Origin of the sequence: Cricetibacter osteomyelitidis (assembly GCF_004340985.1) — a bacterium.
GTDB classification, from domain to species: domain Bacteria; phylum Pseudomonadota; class Gammaproteobacteria; order Enterobacterales; family Pasteurellaceae; genus Cricetibacter; species Cricetibacter osteomyelitidis.
In genome coordinates, this window is sequence record NZ_SLYB01000009.1 from 1 (window position 1) to 20,253 (window position 20,253).

The following is a 20,253-nucleotide window of genomic DNA, read 5'->3' on the forward strand; positions in this document are numbered from 1 at the left end:
TGCGGGAATACGCGGTTTTTCTGCTTGTGGGCTTTCCTTATTTTTTTCCGACATCATATTGCTCCTTTATTTAATTAAGAAAATTTTAATCGACGTAGGTCAATTGGTTTACCGTTATGTACCGGCAGATTAAATTGCGTTGTACTTTCCGCCTCACCACTCTCAAACACCAACTCGCCCTCAATCCGCACATTCCCTTCAAAAGTCACGCCTTCCCCGTTAAATATCACTCGTCCACCTGCGCTTTCCAATATCACTTCGTCATAGCCTTCGCAATGGAAGGTTTCGCAAAGTTGTTCAAAAAACTCACAGCTTGTCCAGTCGCCGTTATTCGCCACTTCAATAATATAATCGTTTCCTACTTTGACTAAATGGTCGGCATATACTTCTATGCTTTGGCAGTTGCCGATATTGAGGATATCGTCTTTTTCTATCTTAGCGATACGGTTGCGTCCGATGGCTTGGAGTCGGTCTTGCCCGATGGTGACGCTTTCATCCGCTTGTACGCTTTCAGTGCGATTATTGCCGATATTAATCGTTTCATCATGCCCCACCTGCTCCGTGCGGTCGTTGCCGATTTGGGTGGTTTCGTCGTGGTTGACGATATTGTTTTGGTCTTTTTCAGCGTGGATAAAGATTTCTTCTTTATCCTTTTCATCTTCAAACCGAAGTTCGTTAAAGCCGTTGCCCTTGTGCGTTTTGGATTTTATCGACATGCGGGTTTTGTGTTCCGGCAAGTTATACGGCGGTTCGGTGGTGCTGTGATAGGTGCGGCCGGTGATGATGGGTTGGTCCGGGTCGCCTTCTAAGAAGTCCACGATGACTTCATGTCCGATTCGCGGAATGGCGATATTGCCGAACTGGGCCCCGGCCCACGCTTGGCTGACCCGTACCCAACAGGAGCTATTTTCGTTGTTTTCGCCCTCTCTGTCCCAAGGGAATTGGATTTTCACCCGTCCCCAGTCGTCGCAGTAAATCTCTTCGCCCGCCGGGCCGACGACATGCGCAATCTGCGGGCCGTCTACCCGCGGTTTCGGGTTCGGGGTCGGGCGCCATTGCGTGGCGCTTGGGATAAACTTGATATGGTTTTCATAGCGGTTGCCCTGTTCTCCCGCTTCTTCTTCCAGAATGCCGGGCTGCCAGCCGCGATGCTCTACTTCCACCGCTAACCAGCTTTGATTGAAACTTTCCCGCGGATGCCCCGAGAGGGTAAAGCGATAACCAGGAATCAGGCGTAAATCATCCCCCGTTGCAAGTGCCACTTCCGCTTCGCGCTGTTCGTATTCCAATCGGTAGCGGCTGAACGGTTCACCCTGTGCATCGCGTTTGTAACGCCCCGGGTAATCGTATTTTTCGTAAATATTGACCGCACTTTCGCCGAGTACGCTAGTTTGCTGCAGGGCATGTTGGTGTTCTTGAGAGTAAGTCGGGTGGGTGAAGGTGTAATCGCGTAGGGTTTGGCGGTTGGTGCCGAGTTTGGCTTGATATGCCCAGTGCCATAAAGCGGCTTCGGGGCGTTCACCGGCAGGGGTGGGATTATACAGTAATGTGCCTTTTTCCGGGGCCAGTGCGCTATGGTTGCTGAAATGGAGGGTGTGACCGTCTTCGGTATGTGAAAAATAATAATAAGTCCCTTCTTCCGCCGCCAGTCGTTCGATAAAGGCTAAATCTGTTTCCCGGTATTGGACGCAGTATTCCCGTTGCCAATAGCTATCACTTAAATGAAATTCGACTTGGTTGATATGATTCTTTGAAAGGAGCTGACGCAGGATTTTTTCGCTGTCTTGTTGTTGGAAGATTTTATTATCCGATTGATAGGACGCCCGCACCAAATCCGGCTCGATAACCATGTTATAGCGGGTGCGGGAAAAACCGCTTTCGCCCTGTACCAACTGCGTCACAACCCCGTTAACATAACGCACCGGCTCAGAGCCTTGCCAGAAAGTGAGTGTGGCGCTGTTATCCAAAATCTCAGCAAAAGAAGGCGACGAATCAAAACTCGCCAACTCCAATTCCAGACGAAAAAGTTGAGAAAGCCCTTCTTTTAACACAAAACTGACGACATCGAATTCGGTAGCGCCGTTCACTTTTAAACTATAGCGGTAGTCGGATTGTTGGGTCATATTAATATCCTTCTTTGTTTGTTAAATGTGTTGTATTAATTAAGTGTAGTATAAAAATACTGCATTTTATAATTATAAATTATGCCTGCATAGAAAGCTTGATTGGAAATCGAATCAATAAGGTTGGGTTACCACTCCGTATCAAAGCTCGGCACATGACGCGTATAACGCGGCAGTCCTTTCTGCGTACCACGCAGGCTCCAAGTATTATACTGTGTACCTGTTTCAATAAACAATCCCGAAGCATAACGTATATCAGTAAATAACTCTTTTACTATTATAGGCATTAATATCCGAATTTAACTCGATTAAATAAGGAATCATTGAAATAACTTCGTCATATTCAAACGATACAAAGGTTCATAAGGCAAACCCCATACGTCTAAATATAGCCTGTGGAATAAGCTGTAAAAGAGCGGTCAATTTTGACCGCTCTTTCCGCTATTGTATAGGCTCTATTCCTGCTTTTGCCAATTACCCCATTTTCCATATTTCGGTTCTAATTTATCCAATAACGCTTGGATTTGGTTGGCTGTACTTCCTGCCATTTCTGCATATAAGAATGCCTGCTCCATTATTGCATCACTTGAAGCATATTCTCTTACTATTTGAGCAACAAGCAGATTGTTGCTAAGGTCTTTTTGTATTGGCACTCGGGGCTGTGAAATCATATCTTGTGCTACACTAGATAAATCCACATCGCTGAGCGCAATACGGTAATCCAACATTGCTTTATTAACCTGTTCGCTCTAAAGTGCGGTTGATTTTAAAATAATTTAATTATTTTCCGATAACTTCTAATCCTCCCATATACGGACGTAATACTTCAGGCACGGTAATTGAACCATCGGCGTTTTGGTAGTTTTCCAACACCGCCACTAAAGTACGACCAACGGCTAAGCCGGAACCATTAAGGGTGTGGACTAAACGGGTGTTCTTATCGCCTTTGGCACGGCAACGGGCTTTCATACGGCGGGCTTGGAAATCCCACATATTTGAGCAAGATGAAATTTCACGGTAAGTGTTTTGTGCCGGAATCCACACTTCTAAATCGTAGGTTTTGCAAGAACCGAAACCCATATCGCCGGTGCAAAGCAATACTTTGCGATACGGCAGATTGAGTAATTGCAACACTTTTTCTGCGTGACCGGTCAATTCTTCCAGCGCTTCCATGGATTTTTCCGGTGCTACGATTTGCACCATTTCCACTTTGTCGAACTGGTGCATACGGATCAATCCACGGGTATCACGACCGTAAGAACCTGCTTCAGAACGGAAACACGGTGTATGTGCTGTCATTTTAATCGGTAATTCCGCTTCATCTAAAATGCTGTCGCGTACAAGGTTGGTTACAGGTACTTCTGCCGTCGGAATCAATGCGTAAGGCTGTTCGCCTTCCAATGGATTGGTATGGAATAAATCTTCGCCGAATTTTGGTAATTGACCTGTACCATATAGGGTTTCGTGGTTTACTAAATAAGGTACATAGGTCTCAATATAGCCGTGTTGTTCGGTATGTAAATCCAACATAAATTGCGATAATGCACGGTGCATTTTAGCAATTTGTGCTTTCATCACCACAAAACGGGCACCGCTTAATTTTACGCCGGCAGCAAAATCTAAGCCTTGTAATTCTTCGCCTAAGGTAACGTGATCTTTCACTTCAAAATCAAATTTTCTTGGTTCACCCCAACGTAAAATTTCTAGGTTTTCCGTATCATCTTTACCCAGCGGTATTTCGGCTGCCGGTAAATTCGGAATACTTAATGCGATTTCATTCAGCTCTGCTTGAACCTCATCTAAATGCGTTTTCGCTAAAGTTAGCTCTACGCCTAAATGTTCAACATCATCTAACAAAGCGGAAATATCTTCTCCGCGAGCTTTTGCCGCACCGATACTCTTTGATCGAGCATTACGCTCTGCTTGTAATGTTTCCGTTTCAACTTGTAATTTTTTGCGTTTTTCTTCTAAATCCGCAACTTTGGCAACATCTAAGATAAAGTTACGTTTTAATTTTAATTGTTCTGCTGTTTCTGCAAGATTAGTGCGAAGTAAATTCGGATCGATCATAGTTTACCTACTTTTTATCTGGTTTATTTATCTATATTTTTCTTATTTTAGCCTGTATCACGAGTTGCCACAAGGCTTTGTTTTAACTTCTCAACCCAATGCCTTTTTCGATTAAATAATAGGCAAAAATATAGAGCGTAATAATAAATCCGCCTAATACTAAGAAGCTGTACATAATCGATACATCACTAACACCTAAAAAACCATAACGAAAGCCGTTGATCATATACACAATAGGATTCAATTTTGAAACACCTTGCCAAAACGCCGGTAACAAGGAAATAGAATAAAATACACCGCCCAAATAGGTTAATGGCGTTAGCACAAAGGTGGGAATAATGGAAATATCATCGAAAGTGCGGGCAAAAACACCATTAATTAATCCGCCTAAGGCAAAGGTGGCGGTGGTTAATAATAAGGTGAATAAAATTATTGGCCAAGAATGAATATCAAAAGACACGAATAATAGCGATACGATAGTGACTAACACGCCGACGCACAAGCCACGTGCCATTCCGCCTGCCACATAACCGAGAATAATGACATGGGAAGAAGTCGGTGAAATCAGCAATTCTTCAACATTGCGAGCAAATTTAGTGCTGAAAAATGATGAGGCCACATTTGCAAAGGCATTGGTGAGCGATGACATCATAATCAAACCCGGTACGATAAACTGCATATAGGTAAACCCGCCCATTTCACCGATACGGCTTCCGATGAGCTGACCGAAAATCACAAAATATAACGTCATTGTGATGACCGGCGGAACCAATGTTTGCACCCAAATACGGGTAAAACGGGTAATTTCTTTGTGTAAAATGGTGTTAAATGACACCCAGGCTAATTTCATTTTTTTATTCCTTTCAACTTATTCTTCTGTTTTTTCTACGGGTTTATTGAGCGACATACTGACGAATAATTCTTCCAAACGATTGGCTTTATTACGTAAGCTCAATACTTTTATGCCTTGTGCGGTCAGTTGGCTGAACAGCTGATTCAGTCCTTGTTCCCGTTTTACTTCCACTTCAATCGTGTTACTATCTAGCATTGTGACGTTGTAATTTTCAATTTCCGGCACCGCACTTTTTTCCGCTAAATCTAAAATAAATGTTTCGGTTTCTAATTTAGCCAGCAAGGCTTTCATTGAAGTATCTACCACTAATCGACCTTGCTGAATGATACCGATGTGGCGGCATAGCATTTCGGCTTCTTCTAAATAATGAGTGGTTAAAATAATAGTCGTACCCTGCAAATTCAATTCTTGCAGAAATGTCCACATTGAACGTCGTAAATCAATATCTACACCAGCGGTAGGTTCATCTAAAATTAATAATTTCGGATTGTGCATCAAAGCACGGGCAATCATTAGGCGGCGCTTCATGCCGCCCGATAATTGACGGGACATTTCGTCGCGTTTATCCCATAAATCCAATTTTTTAAGCCAATGTTCCGCACGTTTCACTGCTTCTTTACGTTCAATACCGTAATAACCCGCTTGGTTAATTAAAATATCCAACACTTTTTCAAACTGGTTAAAGTTAAATTCTTGTGGCACCAAACCTAAATGAGTTTTAAGTGCGGTAGGATTTTGGTCTAAATCCTGACCGAACACGTTTACCGTGCCGGATGTTTTGCTGACTAACGTACTGATAATGCCAATAGTGGTAGATTTGCCCGCTCCGTTATGACCGAGCAAGGCGTAAAAATCCCCCTGTTCTACGGTTAAATCAATTCCGTGCAGAGCTTTTACTCCATTACCATATTCTTTGGTTAATTGTTTGATTTCTAATGCTTTCATTATTATTTGAGATTTTTAAGAGTAGATCCGTTATACTGCTTGCGTAATTATAACAATAAATGGAACTTATTATATGAAAAAAATAGAACAGCTTTTTGCTAATAACCACAGCTGGGCTATCCGAATGAAGGAAGAAAATTCCACCTACTTTCAAGAATTAGCCGAACATCAAAATCCCAGTTTCTTGTGGATTGGTTGTTCCGACAGCCGTGTACCTGCCGAAAAGCTTACGAATTTAGAACCGGGCGAATTATTTGTGCACCGTAATGTGGCAAATCAAGTGATTCATACGGATCTCAACTGTTTATCCGTAGTGCAATATGCCGTAGATGTATTGAATATTGAGCATATTATTATTTGCGGTCACACTAACTGCGGCGGGATAAAAGCAGCGATAGCCAATCAAGATCTCGGGTTAATAAACAACTGGCTGCTGCATATTCGTGATATTTGGTTTAAACATAGTCATTTACTCGGAAAGCTTTCACCGGAACATCGTGCGGATATGCTAACCAGAATCAATGTGGCAGAACAAGTTTATAACTTGGGGCGTTCATCCATTATTCAGTCTGCCTGGCAACGAGGCAAAAAGCTCTCTTTGCACGGTTGGGTATATGATGTGAATGACGGTTATTTGGTAGATCAAGGTGTGACAGCCACCAGCAGAGAAAGTTTAGAAATTTCTTACCGTGATCTGATTGCCAGATTAACAACCAGTAAAACAGAAGATGAGCATGAACAAGAAGCCGTAATCCCAAGCGAATAACAAAAAAACCGGAACAAAATAATAATGTTCCGGCTTTTTTATATGGTACATCTGATTAAAAAATAGCTACAGAAAGTCCCACAATCATAGATAATGAGAAAATTACCGTTAACATTGCATAACCAAAGTCACTCATTTTTCACTCCTTCCTATTTTATAGTTAAACATACCTGTCGGATTCTAACATTGTTAGCGTAACCAGGTAAATATGGATTGATTAAAAATTTTTTAAAAAACCAACCGCACTTTAACGCCTTAAAATCCTTTCACATTTTCTTTTAGCGGCGCCGCTAAATTTAACTGCATTTTCATTCCTGCGGGAGCATAGACCGCCAGGGCGATATTAGTTTGCAGTGATTGCGCAAAAGAACCACTGTATAACTTAGCACCTTGATGGGTTAAATTGGATTGAACGTCCACTGCCACTTCCCCACCAATATCACGCCATAAACGACAGAAGAAATAATCTTCCGATAAATAACGCTTACTAATCGGATCAACGGCACAATCAAACAAACGATAACGAATTTCACCCGGCTTACTGTAATCACTATCCGATACATAAGCTAAATTTGGATAAGCTTCAATCATTTTTTCAAATACCTGACGTTTAATCACCATAAAGCCCGTAGGTGCTTCGTCCACATTCATAAAACCGTCATTATCAACGTTCAATTGCAAAATACCGTTTTCATCCGCAGTATGTGCATTAACCGTGTAATGCGTATAATGTGCCTCAAAATCAGCCTGCGTCATGCCTTTTGGTAGTCCTTGAGCCGGCCAATCTTCTTTTTTAAGCGGATAAATACCCGCAGCAATATCACGATCCGCCAATAATAAACGGAAAAATGCCATTGGTGAAAAACCGATATCGGAATCAATCCAAAACAGATGAGTCCATGCTTTATTTTCTAAAAATTGTGCTACGCAGTTATTACGGGCACGAGTAATCAAGCTCTCTCCACGTTGTAATAATACTTGTAGCGGCATGCCTAAACGATTCGCTTCGGAAATCAAACTAATTAATGAAATGGTGTAATTATGAAAATATTTGCCGTCGTGACTTGGTGTCACAATCAAAGGAAACATTTCGCATAATGCGGATTCGGGTAACATAAAATTTTCCTAAAAAGTATAATTAAAAAACGGGCTAACAATCGCACTTAATTGATAGCCTGTCAATATTTTGTAAATATAAATTAAGCAATTATAAAACTATTTTCATCAATACTTACTTCGTCTGATAATGTTGTGAAAAAAAGAAAAAGTAATTGGCTTAATTCAGTCGATAAAAACGGACAGTAATCCCGTCCGTTTTTGTTGAAAAGTGCGGTCAAAAATTAATTAATTTTTGCCGTTCCACGCTATGACGTGCTTACCTAAATCAATGACTTGGTGGCAATAATGTTCGATTAAATCATGATCGTGGCTGACTATCACTAAACTGCAATGATGTTGATGACATTGCTCGGTCAACAAATCCAAGGTTTCTTTTTGTGTGATCGGGTCTAAACGCGAAGTGACTTCATCGGCAAATAATAATACCGGATTAAATAATAAAGCCCTTAAAATCGCAATTCGTTGTAATTCACCGCCGGAAACATTTTCCGCGCTACGTTGTAACAAATCCGGTGTCAGTTTTAGCTGTTCGAGTAAATAAGGAATACGGGAACGATCCAATTTATGTTTATTAATCACATCATCCAGCAATGTTTGCAATTTAATATTCGGTGCAAATGCTGCCGGCGGATCTTGATATAATTTCAGCACTTGATGGCGTTTAGGCTGAAATTTCCACGAAATCTTACCGCACTTCGGCTTTAATAAACCGCATAACGCATCACCAAGAGAACTTTTACCGATACCGCTGTCTCCGACAATACCGATAACTTCGCCTTGTTTCAGTTCAAAATTCATTTTTTCAAACAACACTCGTTTGCCGCGATTTAAACCGAGATCTGTCACAGTGAGCAACACATCTTGCTGTAACGGCTTTTTGTCTGCCTTTTCCCAATATTTCGGCATGGCGGCAATAAGTGCTTTGGCATAATCGGAACGTGGTGCTTGCAGAATTTGTTCTGTATCGCCCTGCTCTAACAATTTTCCTTTTTTCATTACCATCATATTGCCGCCCAATTGTTCGGCGACTTCAATGTCATGAGTAATGGTTAATAATGTACCGCACTGCTCTGCAACCAACTGTAACATGCGGATCACCACACCTTTACTGATAGAATCCAAACCTTTGGTCGGTTCATCGGCTATCACAATTTTCGCACCGCCTGAGGTAGCAACGGCAAAAGCAACCCGTTGAGCCATACCACCGGATAATTGATGCGGGTAATAATCGATGAATTTTCCTAACCCTAGAGCAGCCAGTTTTTGTTGAGATTTTTCTTCTGCCTTTTCCGGTTGTTTTGCCACAAAATACAAACTTTCCCACACTTGATTTAAAATCGTCATAGTAGGATCAAGGGAGCGAACTGGCTCTTGCGGCAACATTGCCAATTGTTTGCCCCAATAAGGAGCCATTTTTTCCGGTGTTTCACCGTGAATTTTTACATCGCCTTCAAAGATTAATCCGTCCGGCAACGCGCCCATAATCGCTTGAGCCAATAAACTTTTTCCCGAACCGGTTTCGCCTAAAATCGTTAAATTTCTGCCCTGTTGTAAACGCAGGTTAATGGGTTCAACCAATGTTAAACCTGATTTTGTTTTCACTGATAAATCAGTAACTTGTATCATATCCATTATTTCACTTTCCCTGACATCAATTGAAACGCCAACACTAATAAAAACACGGCCAAAATCGGCTGCATAAAAATATAAGGTGCTTCATAGTAATAAGGAAATAATTCCGTCATCATCAATCCTAGTTCAGGTGTAGGAGGTCTCAAGCCGACATTGACAAACCCTAGTGTTGCCAACGCCAATACGGCATTACCGGCTGAAAATGCACTTAAGGTAAACACAACCGGTGCCAATTTCGGCATAAAATGACGTTTAAAACAATAGAAAAAGCCCATCCCCATTAAACGGGAAGATTGAATTTCCGAACTGCCTGCAATCGTTTTGGTGATCGCTCGCACAATGCGGAAAAACTCCACCCACATAACCAATGAAATTCCCAGATACAATGCCCAGAATTCACCGGGAGCAATAGCGGCGAATAATAAAATAAACAACAAGCCTGGCAATGCCATAATAATATCGGCAATAAAATCGAAAATACGATCGACCCAGCCGCCCATGTAGCCGGCTAAAATACCGAACAGCAAACCGAATAACAACGAGCACGCGACGGATAAGACAATCAATGAGAAGGATAAACGAATCGCCGATGCCAAACGCGCCAACATATCACGCCCAAAATGATCCGTGCCGAACCAATAAAATTCGGAAGGTTTTTGCAAGATTTCATTTAAATCCTGTAATGATTCGTCCATAGGATAAAAATAAGGCTGAAAATAAGCAAAGGACAGCAATAAAATCAGCAAAAATGCACCGCACTTTTGAGCAATGGAAAACTGTGAAAGAGATTTTAACATTAGTGTACCTCTCCAGCTTGATTTGCACGCGGGTCAATCACACTGATTAACAGATCCACGATCATATTTAATAACACAAAAATAACGCCCATAATCAAGGCTGTGCCTTGAATCATCGGAACATCACGAGCAATCACCGCATGCACTAAAGCATGTCCGCTACCAGGCCAGGCAAATAAACTTTCGACCACTACCACGCCTTCAATTAAATAAATTAATTGTACGGAATGATAAGCCAGAATCGGAATCGCCACGTTACGCAAACCATGGCGTACAAAACTACGCCATTCGGACAAGCCTTTTAAACGGGAAAATTGATAATATTCCGATTGATTGACCGTCAACATTGCACGAAAACTGACCCTAACAGACACCGCACTTAGTCCTAATGCCAGAGTCAACGCGGGCAAAATAAAATATTGCCAACTGCCATAACCGGCGGCAGGTAGCCATTTTAAATTTACGGCGAATACGGTAATCAATCCGATACCGATAATAAATGCCGGTACGGAACGAAATAACGTACTGAGAATTAAGGTGAATCGGTCTAAAAATCCTTTTGGTTTCTGTGCCGCCAATAACCCCAACGGTGGACCGATCAATAAAGAAAATAACAACGCCACTAATGCCAATAAGAGCGTATGACCGAATTGGTGCCCAATCAGCTCCCAAACTTTTTCACCGCTGACTAAAGATCTTCCCAAATTCAGTTGAAGTAAATCGGTGAACCAGTGAAAATAGCTGTGCCACCAAGGTTGATCTAAACCGAGTTCCGCACGTACTAATGCCGCCGCTTGTGAATCCATTTGATCATAGCCATAACGGCTGGCGGCAATTCGATATGCCATATCACCGGGCAGACTGCGAGTTAAAATAAAGGTCAGTGTTCCCACCGACCAAACGACTAAGACAATTTGTCCCAGTCGTTTTAATAGAATATTGAAAATATTCATGATAACTACCAAGACAATTTATTTAAATTGAAAGTACGTTCAAAGGCATCTAATTCCAATCCTTTCAACGAATTATGAGCAACAACATTTTGTTGATAAAACACAACCGGTGTAATCGGTTTTTCCGTATAAATAATGCCGGAAATTTTTTGCTTCAGTGCAAATTGATGTTCATTATCTGCGGTAGATTGTAGCTCATTCAATGCTGCAGTTAATTTATCGTTATGCCAGTTCATCACACCCCAGTCATTCCCTTCCGATGCAAAATCTGTCATTAATACACCGATAGGTGTCGGAATCATCCCGTAGTTACGTGCATATAATGCCATTTCTAACGTACCGTCTTGATGACCGGCCGGAATTTCCGAAAAGTTGCCTACGGACACCGCCACATCCACACCGATTTGTTTCCATTGATTTTGTAATGCCGTGGCAATAATCGGTAATTCAGGGCGATCGGAAAATGTACGTAAGGTAAATTTAAACGGCATACCATCTTTACTTAACATACCTTTTTCATCCGCAGTAAAACCCAAATTGATCAATCTGTTTTTGATCTCTGCATAATCCGGTTTTTGGGCAACCGTTACATTCAAACGCCAATCGGCAAAAATCGCCGGAAACAGTTGTTCGGCGGCACCATTGTTAATACGTAACACCGATTCCGCAATACCTTTACGATCAATGGCATCGCTTAAAGCCTGACGAACGTTAATATCAGAAAACAGCGGATTAGCGACATTCACTTTAAATTGAATAGTGCGTGCAATAGACTTTGATTGCACATTCAAATTACTGTCTTGTTGTAAACGGGCAAGGCTGGCCGCATCTAAATTAAACACTAAATGATCTTGATTACTTTGTGCCAATAATGCTCTTGTTTCACTGCGACTATTGGCAAGATAAGTGATATTGGCAATTTTCGCTTTATCTCCCCAATAATCACTGAAAGCAGTCTGTTCGATTTTTTGCGGCGGCTCCAGTTTAACCACTTGATAAGGGCCTGTTCCCACTAGTTTCACGACATTATTTTGTTCATCAAAGGATGATTTCGCCAAAATAATTGCCGTGGCATGGGTTAAATAAGCAGGAAAAAAGGCTAACGGTTTTTCTAATTGAAATTGCACGGTTTGTACATCAAGTGCGGTGATATTTTTAATGAATGCAGACTTTAATACTGTTGGTTTACTCAAAGCAACTTGCAAACTTTTTACCACATCTTCCGCCGTCAACGATGAATTGTCATGGAATTTCACATTACGTAACACAAACGTCCACGTATCCAACTGTGCATTATGACTCCAGCTTTCCGCCAATGCGGGGATAATTTTTCCCGAGCTATCGCTATCCACTAAAGTTTCCGCTAATTGTAAGCGTTGAAAAATATAACCGGATTTACTCGGATCTGCAGAAGTAATTTCCCATGGTGTCACCACGGTTAAAGTTTGATGATTTGCTGACGGGTTAGTCGATATATTTTGTACCGAATCATTGCTATCACAGGCTGCGAGCAGCAATCCCAAAATACCAAGGACAAAACCGGAAAATGCTTTTTTCATTTAAGACCTCCTTTTTAAATAATATTTTTTTATAATAAAAACGTAAATCTATCAGAGATGATAATAGATTTCATTAAGTTTTTTAGAAAAATGTTTATCGAATACGTGATGTAACGAATTTTAGACAGTTTATACGGCGATAATGTGGCAATCAAATCCAATACTCAATTTAAAAACTCCCGCATTTTATACCGCACTTTATCCCTTTGTGGTTATAAAGGATAAAACAAAACCCCGTTCACAAATAAACGGGGTCTTTCTATTTTATTTACGGAATTACGCCAAATTCTTGGTCGTTTTACGTTTATCCCACCAAGCAAACAAATTACCCAATACGGTTCCGGATACGGAGTGCCATACACAAGCTACCGCCGAAGCAATAGCAGATTCAGCATTTGCCGGGAAGAATTTAGCACTTAAACCAGTGGCAAGACCGGCATTTTGCACGCCGACTTCAATTGCCATCGTGCGTTTTTTTCCTACATTCATTCCAACCATAGCACCGGCATAATAGCCCAAAATATAACCACAAATATTATGTGCACCAATAGCTAAAATCATTACTAATGCAGATTCCAGGAAACGATGCCCATGCACGGCGGCCACACCGCCCACAATGCAGGCAAAAGCCAATACGGCAACGCTAGGCATTACGGCCCGCACTTCTTCAAACCAATGTTTTTTATGGAACAGCATATTTAATACGGAACCAATCACTACCGGTAAAAGTGTCACGAGCAACATAAATTTAAACATTGCCCAACCGTCCATATCAATAGTTTCTCCCACCAAATGCATAATCCATAACGGTGTCATAATCGGTGCAAGAATAGTGGATACCGTAGTCATCCCCACAGAAAATGCGACATCGCCTTTGGCTAAATAACTCATAATATTTGAAGATACACCGCCAGGACAAGATCCCACCAGCACAAGTCCCAATGTTAAGCCTGAAGACAAATCAAACATGCGAGCAATACCCAGTGCTAACAGCGACATAATTGTGTATTGTGCTATGGAACCGATAAAAATATCTAACGGGCGTTGTGCTAAGATTTGATAATCTTTTTTACCCAAAGTCATCCCCATGCTAAGCATAATAATGCCCAATACGACAACCTGCACATCACCTTTCACCCAAGAAAAGGTTGTAGGTTCAATTAAGGCAATAATTGTAGCTAAAATAATAACCAGTGCTGTGAATCGAGTCAGCTGCCGACTAATCATCGCTAAAAATCTCATCATATGTTGTGTCCTTATAATAGTTATATAAAAAGAATGGTTATTTTACAGACACTTTTATTTGAGAACAACTGATTTGAATGGTTTCAGCTTAAAAAATAGGAATGTGAAAATCTGCCGAAAACCACGCGTGATAACCCCGTGGAATAGAGTCCCTGTCCCGGGAGTAGCTTTTTTAGTTACGGTCATCATAACCATGGTTAATTTTGAATAACAAAAAGCCCACTTGTTACGGCGGGCAGTTGTTCTATAAGGTTAATTGTTTCAACTTACTACTTCAATCGTTCTATTAGGTCATTTGGTGAAATGTAGCTTACTGTTTGCCCTGTTTTAAATCGCCCCAGTAAACCTAATTCAAGCAAAGCGTTTAAATCTTTCCGTGCGGTATTTTCCGCTATACCGTACTCGTTGCTAATTTCTTTTGCCGTGAATATATGGCCGCTTTCTTTAACTGCTTTCTGTAATATTTGAATTTGTCTATAGTTTAATTTTGGTGTAACTGTTTCGGCATATTGCGCAATAATAGATAAAAATTCTTTAAATCTCGCTTGCTTGTCGTTCACATAAAGATTTAAATCATTAATCGCCCTTTTCATGATCTCTGCTTGATAGTAAATAAAATAAGTCATATCAAGCTCATCTGTTTCTGTATAAATGTAAGCCTTAGCATATTTTGCGGGTGCGTTCTTTAACAGTCGACTAATTGAAATATACTCAAATAACCAATAGCCATTTTTTAGCATAAACCAATAAAACAAAGCTCTCGCCGTTCGCCCGTTGCCATCCCCGAAAGGGTGAATATAACCCATAAGGAAATGTAAAATAATCGCTTTGATCACGGGGTGAATAAATAACACCTGTTCGCCATTGTGCTCCGTATTGGCAAAATCACAAAATGATTGCATTAATTTATTAAGCTGATTATGTGCTGGTGGACTATGTAAAATATTGCCGTCATAGTCTGCTATAAATACATCGTCACTCTGCCTAAATTCACCGCTTACTGCATTATTTTCTATTGCGTTGTGGGTTGCTATACGGTGCATTTTCAGAATGATTTCAGGTGTAATAGGCGTATTTCTTAATGCTATCGCTTCTTTCATTAAAAGATAATTATTTAAAATCATCATCTCGTCTTTTGTTCTTGGCTTTCGTTCAGTTTCCAGCATTGCTTTAGCGTCTTTCCTTGTCGTTGCCGCTCCTTCTAATTGTGCTGAAGTAATTGCTTCTTCCATAATAAGAGATTTTATTAAAAAACGCTGCTGCTCTACTTTGCCTAGTCCGCTCAAATTATCCGTTCCCACATTACCACCGCTGTTTTTATCTACATAGTGAAGCAATGATTGTAGAGAATTAGGGACGCAATAAGAAAAATGAATATCACCAATAACAATAGTATTCATTAATGATTTACGGCTTATTTTTGTAGCAAGCCAACTTAATTCAGGATTTTTATAAATCCGTCTAAATTTATCCCAGTGTAAATACCGCCCTTTTTCATCTGTAGCTTGAAATTGTCCCAATAATGAAAGATTTTCAAGGGGGATGTCGGAAAGTAATTTCATTAAATCCGATATAGGTTTCGGGGTTGCTATCTTCATTTAATCCACCAACGCAATTTTTAAAATTTGCGTTAGTTAAGCATTTTTTTTAAATTTTGTCTATTTAAATAATGTAATTTGAAGTTCGATTGTCTTTGCTCGTATCTTGAAACGGTTTTTTATAGTTGAATTGCCATGTTTTAACGCCTGTAGGCTTAACTAATAAGAAAAGCCTGTTACCGTCTGCTAGCCTATAGGGTTTATCTTGTGGTTTAGCCTTATCTACTACATCTACTACTAAAATCTTGAGTTAGAATGACTTAATATGAAGCAATCTGAAGCATTAGCTGGCGGGAGTTGAATTGTACATCTTGAAGCCTTGCTAATGCTAGGTTTTATAAATTGGATATTGCCACGAGATCACAAACGAGATCACTAAAATCAAAAGTCATCTATTTTAAGGCTAATTTCTAGCCTTTAATTTACGGTTTGATAGCGGTTATTTATTCCGGTTCTTTTCTGTGGGTTCATCATCTACTACCATTTAAAAGGTGTTGTTGTCATGGCTACACCTTTTTTTTAAAACTGGGCTTTATATTCCTTTTAGTTATCAATTTTTCAGGTACACAATAAATAAAAACAAAAAGTGAAAAAATTTTATTTCACTTTTTCACTCTTTCACTTTTTTAGTGCTTAACTATATGATTTTACTTAAAATAGTGATGATTTTTCATTTCACTTTTTTTTCACTCAAATCCGCTTAAAACAGCATATAACTATTTGATTTATAAATAATAGTGAAAAAGTGAAATGAATTTTTAGTTTTTCACTTTTTTTTCACTTTCTGGCGGTTTTAGCTCTGTAACAGGTGATTTTTAGTATATTCTTTAATCATTTTCTTATATATTAATGGTTATAAGGATGTTTTAATATCTGCTAAATCATTTAAAAAAATAGCAAGATGATGATGACCCTAAACCCCAAAAATCTGCCGAAAACCGCGTGCCCGCAACCCAGTGGAAAGCCCCCTCAGGAGTACCTTTTTAATTGTGACCATAGCCTAAAGCACTAATTTACTTTACCGGCTAGTTTGGAGTGTCCGCCACTGGCTGAATGATAGTGAAAAAATGCCCCGCTGGTTCGGGGCTGTTATATCAGGTATGATTAGGTGTTGGCGGTTTGTGGTAGAATTGGTTTAAGACTAAATGATAGTTCATAGCCTAAAGCCGTTGCTATTCGTTGCATTGTGCTGAATTTTGGTTCGGTTTTGCCGGATAAAGCACGGTAAAGATTTTCCCTCGCCATTCCGGCTTTCTCTGCCGTCTGTGCTATGCCTTTCGCTCTTGCCACGGTTTTAAAGGCTCGTAAAATTTCCGCTTGGTCTGCGGTTTCTAAGGCGTTTTTTAAATAAAGCCCGGTCAATTCCTCATCTTCAGCTAGATATTCCGCCACATCAAAGCGGCTAACTTGTAGATCGTCTTCGTCTAGCTCAATGCCGTCCACGATGATTTTTTTACCCATTTTTTCATCTCCATAAATTGCCCTGAGGTGAAGCGGTGTAATTATTTAAGCGTTGGTTTGAGTAATTTCCATGTTGCCTTTGCCTTTTTTATATCGTCTTGCTGTGTGGATTTATCACCACCACAAAGCAGCCAGTAAGTAATGCCGTTTTGTTGGCTAAAATAGGCTCGATATCCCTTACCAATAAATATCCGTATTTTCATAAACGCCACCACCAACGCTTTTATGATCGCCGAAATTTGCTCCGTTCTCGGCTTGTTCTATGCGTTTCAAAATCGCTTCTTTGGCGGCTAAATCTTTCAGGGATTTAAACCATTTTTTAAAGCCTGCCAGTTGATGAAAGGTTAGCATTTTTTCTTCATCTTTCGGTGTGTTGGTGCTGTTGTTCATCTGTTTTCTCTATATCAAATATGATTACAAATAGCAAATTTTAAATGATAAAGTTTTATAGTATCAGAACGTTTTTTTAAATTTTGTCTATTTAAATAACTCAATTTGATGAATATGTACAACAGAAAACGCCCTTACAATATCACTATCGCTTGGGCGTTGTTGGTGATTTAATAAACCGTTGGCGGCGTGTTTTTATTAATTAGTCCATTGTTTATAAGTGCCCTCCTTGTCTTTGTAAATAGCGTTCGTATGTCGCTGCCTACCCCCTAAGGTGTTTATATGAAAATTAATGCTATATCCGGCTGATTTGAATGCGTGCTTTAATTCTTGTTCCAGGTATTTAGGTTTCAGCCGTTGGCGGTCATCTATGCCGTGAGCTTCACAGTAAAACAAATACGCCCAATAGAATTTATCAAGCATTAATAGCGGATTTGTCGGAACGGAATTTAAACCGCCATATACAAGTCCTTTATTGCTTGCTCTGTCTAGTAGCTCGAAAGCTTGAATAAAATCCAATATGTGGTCATTATCCCGTTTTAATTTCAATACTTCATCATTTCGCTGTTGTTCGTAAAGTGCCAATTTTGCTCCGTCTGCAATAGGAAACGTAGTTATTATTTTCCGCACTATTCCGGCTAATTCGCCTTGTAGTTTGCTGATTAATTGCGGATCACGCTGTTCCGGCGTTACGGCCCTATAAAAGGGGAATATTACTCTACGCCTATCCATTCCGCCACCATCATTTTTATAAATCGGTAGGGTGTTACTGGCAAGAGCAAAAATTGCTTTCACCGCGACGCTAAAAGCCGGTTTATTTTTCGGGTTAAAGTCTACGGCTTCACCGCTTGATAGCTTTTTGAAAATTGAGCTATCTCCAATGTATTTGCTTTCATCACTGGAATAAATAAAGCTCTTATTCAGAATTTTGACAATTTGCCGTTCATCATTCAGGGCTTTGAGTGATATAGGTTCGCTATTGTTGCTACCGGCTAACATTTTCCCCACTTCAAGAAATACCGATTTGCCGCCCCCGGCTTCGCCGATTAATTCAAGTGTTAATTGCCAATCGTTACGGTTAAACAATATCATATAAAGCCCTGCTAAAAAGCCTAGTTTGCGTTGCTCGTTGCCGCTGCTGATAAAGTCTAGCCATTTATCAAAATGCGGTGTAGGTGGTGGATTATCGCTATAGTCGCATTCATTAAAGCCAATCAGCCAATAATCAGGGTTATGCGGTAAAAATTCCAAAGTATCTTTATTCAATACGCCATTATTAAATGCTAAAAAGTGCGGTGCGGTTTCACCGAAAAACGGCAATTCTACAGACAAGTACTCACAGATATTTTTCACTTTCTGCATTGAATGCCCTACGCCGTAAGCATTGAAAAAGTCTTTTATTAGTCTGTGTGCGTGTGTGTCGGGTAAATAATCCCATGTCTTACCATTAAAGCAATAAAGACGATTATGTAAAGCGTGATAGGCTAATTTATTGTTAATTGGTTGTGTGCTTAACCACTGCAAAAAGTAAGCCGTGATTTTATTTACCGGTGCATTTCTCATTTCATCAGCGGTTAATGTGACTTGTAGCCCATTTCCTACCGTTTCCGCTACAATTTCCGCTGCGGTGTCGCCGGTTCGCACTCGTTCAATATAATCACCTAGGCTTTCAATAAATCCCCCTGTGCGGTCGTATAGCTCGCATTTTGTGACTGCGGTATATTGAGCAAGGTTTAAGCAAATAGCGGTTTTTTGGCTCTCGCTTAATGCTCCGATTTGAAATAGCTTAATGTAACGTTGTTCAGTCGGTGCTATTTGTAAGCCTTGAAGCTCTGTCAGTTGCTTATTCCCTAAAATAACCGGTGGTGTGCGTTTATTATTTGGAATTTTAAACACGTGATCCATTAAGTTTAAATAGTCCGTGCCGTTGCTCTTGTCATAGCCTTGAAAGGCTTCATCACCTACAAAAATAAACCAGTCAGAAAAGTTGCTCACTTTTTCCGCTTGTGCTTTAAAGTGCGGTGCGTTTTTCAGTTTTTTATTCATTGTTCCACCAACGATTTTAATTAAGTTCAATCTGAAATTTTAGTAATACGAATTTCAAGATAAATAGCTTTATCAGCTTTGCTTGCTTTGGTTATCGCTTCGTTATAATTCGTTACCGTTGCCAGTATGTGCGGTCTATGTGTTCTATCTATACCAGTTACTCGATACTGTAACGGCTGTTTTTGTTGTCCATTCATAATAATTAAGCCCCTGTGTTTGTTTTTGTGGACTCCAATTAATCCACCAACAAGATTAATTAACGTTAGCGGTTTTCCGCTATCGCTTCCGTTTTTATCGCCTTGGCTTGCTTTGCGTTTTCCCCTAGCTTGTCGAACTTGGCTGAAAGATAGCGTAAAGCATGCGTTATGGCGTTGTAGTCGTCTTTCTGCTCTTGGCTGATACTTTGCTTAGGTTGTAAGCGGTTCAGCTCTTTGAGCATTACAAGCCCCTTTTTCAGCGTGTCGGCTAAGGTGTCGCATTCTTTGCCCAGTTGCTTAACGTGGTGTAGGTTTTCCGCTCTTACATTCCAATTTTCATACTGCACTTTGAAAAATCGATAATCTAATTGCGTAAAGTAAGGTGGTTTTTGCGTATTTTGAGTAATTTTCGCTTCCGTTTTAGGTACATTGCCGGTGCTTGCTTTGTGGTTTGCTTTCCACTGGTTTAATGCTTCTTTCGGGTTAGTCGGTTTCATTG

At 40.3% G+C, this 20,253-nt stretch carries 19 protein-coding genes and 1 pseudogene; 1 reads left to right on the forward strand and 19 read right to left on the reverse strand.

What is annotated here, in order from left to right; translation table 11 throughout:
• Positions 1–74: 74 nt before the first annotated feature.
• From EDC44_RS05675 to EDC44_RS05695, 6 genes are all read right to left on the reverse strand, one after another.
• Positions 75–2,123 (reverse strand): type VI secretion system Vgr family protein, encoded by a 2,049-nt coding sequence (locus EDC44_RS05675; RefSeq protein ID WP_131976256.1) that lies wholly within the window; start codon positions 2,121–2,123, stop codon positions 75–77.
• A 128-nt stretch (positions 2,124–2,251) separates the two neighbouring features.
• Positions 2,252–2,410: a hypothetical protein gene (locus tag EDC44_RS12955; protein WP_165870230.1), complete on the reverse strand. Its 159-nt coding sequence runs from the start codon at positions 2,408–2,410 to the stop codon at positions 2,252–2,254.
• A 168-nt stretch (positions 2,411–2,578) separates the two neighbouring features.
• Entirely contained in the window at positions 2,579–2,851 is a 273-nt protein-coding gene (locus EDC44_RS05680) for a hypothetical protein (RefSeq protein ID WP_131976258.1), read from the reverse strand.
• A 52-nt stretch (positions 2,852–2,903) separates the two neighbouring features.
• On the reverse strand, positions 2,904–4,193 hold the full coding sequence (gene serS, locus EDC44_RS05685; RefSeq protein ID WP_131976260.1) for a serine--tRNA ligase: 1,290 nt from the start codon (positions 4,191–4,193) through the stop codon (positions 2,904–2,906).
• A gap of 82 nt (positions 4,194–4,275) precedes the next feature.
• A complete protein-coding gene (locus EDC44_RS05690) occupies positions 4,276–5,043 on the reverse strand; it encodes an ABC transporter permease (RefSeq protein WP_131976262.1) in 768 nt (255 codons plus the stop codon).
• Between the two features lie 18 nt (positions 5,044–5,061).
• Positions 5,062–5,991: an ABC transporter ATP-binding protein gene (locus EDC44_RS05695; protein WP_131976264.1), complete on the reverse strand. Its 930-nt coding sequence runs from the start codon at positions 5,989–5,991 to the stop codon at positions 5,062–5,064.
• A gap of 73 nt (positions 5,992–6,064) precedes the next feature.
• Between EDC44_RS05695 and can the strand changes: the two genes are divergently transcribed.
• Complete coding sequence (gene can, locus EDC44_RS05700) at positions 6,065–6,757, forward strand: carbonate dehydratase (RefSeq protein ID WP_131976266.1); 693 nt, start codon at positions 6,065–6,067, stop codon at positions 6,755–6,757.
• A gap of 255 nt (positions 6,758–7,012) precedes the next feature.
• On the opposite strand, the gene EDC44_RS05705 is transcribed toward can, so the two are convergent.
• The 13 genes and pseudogenes from EDC44_RS05705 to EDC44_RS05760 form a co-directional block, all read right to left on the reverse strand.
• Positions 7,013–7,873: a hypothetical protein gene (locus EDC44_RS05705; protein WP_131976268.1), complete on the reverse strand. Its 861-nt coding sequence runs from the start codon at positions 7,871–7,873 to the stop codon at positions 7,013–7,015.
• Between the two features lie 228 nt (positions 7,874–8,101).
• Positions 8,102–9,508 carry an ABC transporter ATP-binding protein gene (locus EDC44_RS05710; RefSeq protein ID WP_131976270.1) on the reverse strand — a complete coding sequence of 469 codons (1,407 nt, stop codon included), beginning with the start codon at positions 9,506–9,508 and terminating at the stop codon, positions 8,102–8,104.
• Positions 9,508–10,305 carry an ABC transporter permease gene (locus EDC44_RS05715; protein ID WP_131976272.1) on the reverse strand — a complete coding sequence of 266 codons (798 nt, stop codon included), beginning with the start codon at positions 10,303–10,305 and terminating at the stop codon, positions 9,508–9,510. The genes EDC44_RS05710 and EDC44_RS05715 overlap by 1 nt, the downstream gene beginning before the upstream one ends.
• The gene (locus tag EDC44_RS05720) at positions 10,305–11,258 is read right to left on the reverse strand and encodes an ABC transporter permease (RefSeq protein ID WP_424276100.1); all 954 of its coding nucleotides are present in this window, start codon (positions 11,256–11,258) and stop codon (positions 10,305–10,307) included. The genes EDC44_RS05715 and EDC44_RS05720 overlap by 1 nt, the downstream gene beginning before the upstream one ends.
• A gap of 5 nt (positions 11,259–11,263) precedes the next feature.
• Positions 11,264–12,817 carry an ABC transporter substrate-binding protein gene (locus EDC44_RS05725; protein WP_131976274.1) on the reverse strand — a complete coding sequence of 518 codons (1,554 nt, stop codon included), beginning with the start codon at positions 12,815–12,817 and terminating at the stop codon, positions 11,264–11,266.
• 276 nt (positions 12,818–13,093) lie between these two features.
• The gene (locus tag EDC44_RS05730; protein WP_243647912.1) at positions 13,094–14,062 is read right to left on the reverse strand and encodes a bile acid:sodium symporter family protein; all 969 of its coding nucleotides are present in this window, start codon (positions 14,060–14,062) and stop codon (positions 13,094–13,096) included.
• A 269-nt stretch (positions 14,063–14,331) separates the two neighbouring features.
• Positions 14,332–15,660, reverse strand: a complete 1,329-nt coding sequence (locus EDC44_RS05735; RefSeq protein ID WP_131976276.1) for a Fic family protein — start codon at positions 15,658–15,660, stop codon at positions 14,332–14,334.
• A gap of 64 nt (positions 15,661–15,724) precedes the next feature.
• On the reverse strand, positions 15,725–15,904 hold the full coding sequence (locus tag EDC44_RS13375) for an Arm DNA-binding domain-containing protein (RefSeq protein WP_424276101.1): 180 nt from the start codon (positions 15,902–15,904) through the stop codon (positions 15,725–15,727).
• An 860-nt stretch (positions 15,905–16,764) separates the two neighbouring features.
• Positions 16,765–17,121, reverse strand: coding sequence for an addiction module antidote protein (locus tag EDC44_RS05745; protein ID WP_131976278.1), 357 nt, complete (start codon positions 17,119–17,121; stop codon positions 16,765–16,767).
• 41 nt (positions 17,122–17,162) lie between these two features.
• Positions 17,163–17,472, reverse strand: a pseudogene (locus EDC44_RS13210) (type II toxin-antitoxin system RelE/ParE family toxin).
• Between the two features lie 237 nt (positions 17,473–17,709).
• Positions 17,710–19,557, reverse strand: a complete 1,848-nt coding sequence (locus EDC44_RS05755; RefSeq protein WP_131976282.1) for a DNA primase family protein — start codon at positions 19,555–19,557, stop codon at positions 17,710–17,712.
• Positions 19,558–19,583: 26 nt separating this feature from the next.
• Positions 19,584–19,754: a hypothetical protein gene (locus EDC44_RS12965; RefSeq protein ID WP_165870231.1), complete on the reverse strand. Its 171-nt coding sequence runs from the start codon at positions 19,752–19,754 to the stop codon at positions 19,584–19,586.
• A 65-nt stretch (positions 19,755–19,819) separates the two neighbouring features.
• A complete protein-coding gene (locus EDC44_RS05760) occupies positions 19,820–20,251 on the reverse strand; it encodes a hypothetical protein (protein WP_131976284.1) in 432 nt (143 codons plus the stop codon).
• Positions 20,252–20,253 lie beyond the last annotated feature (2 nt).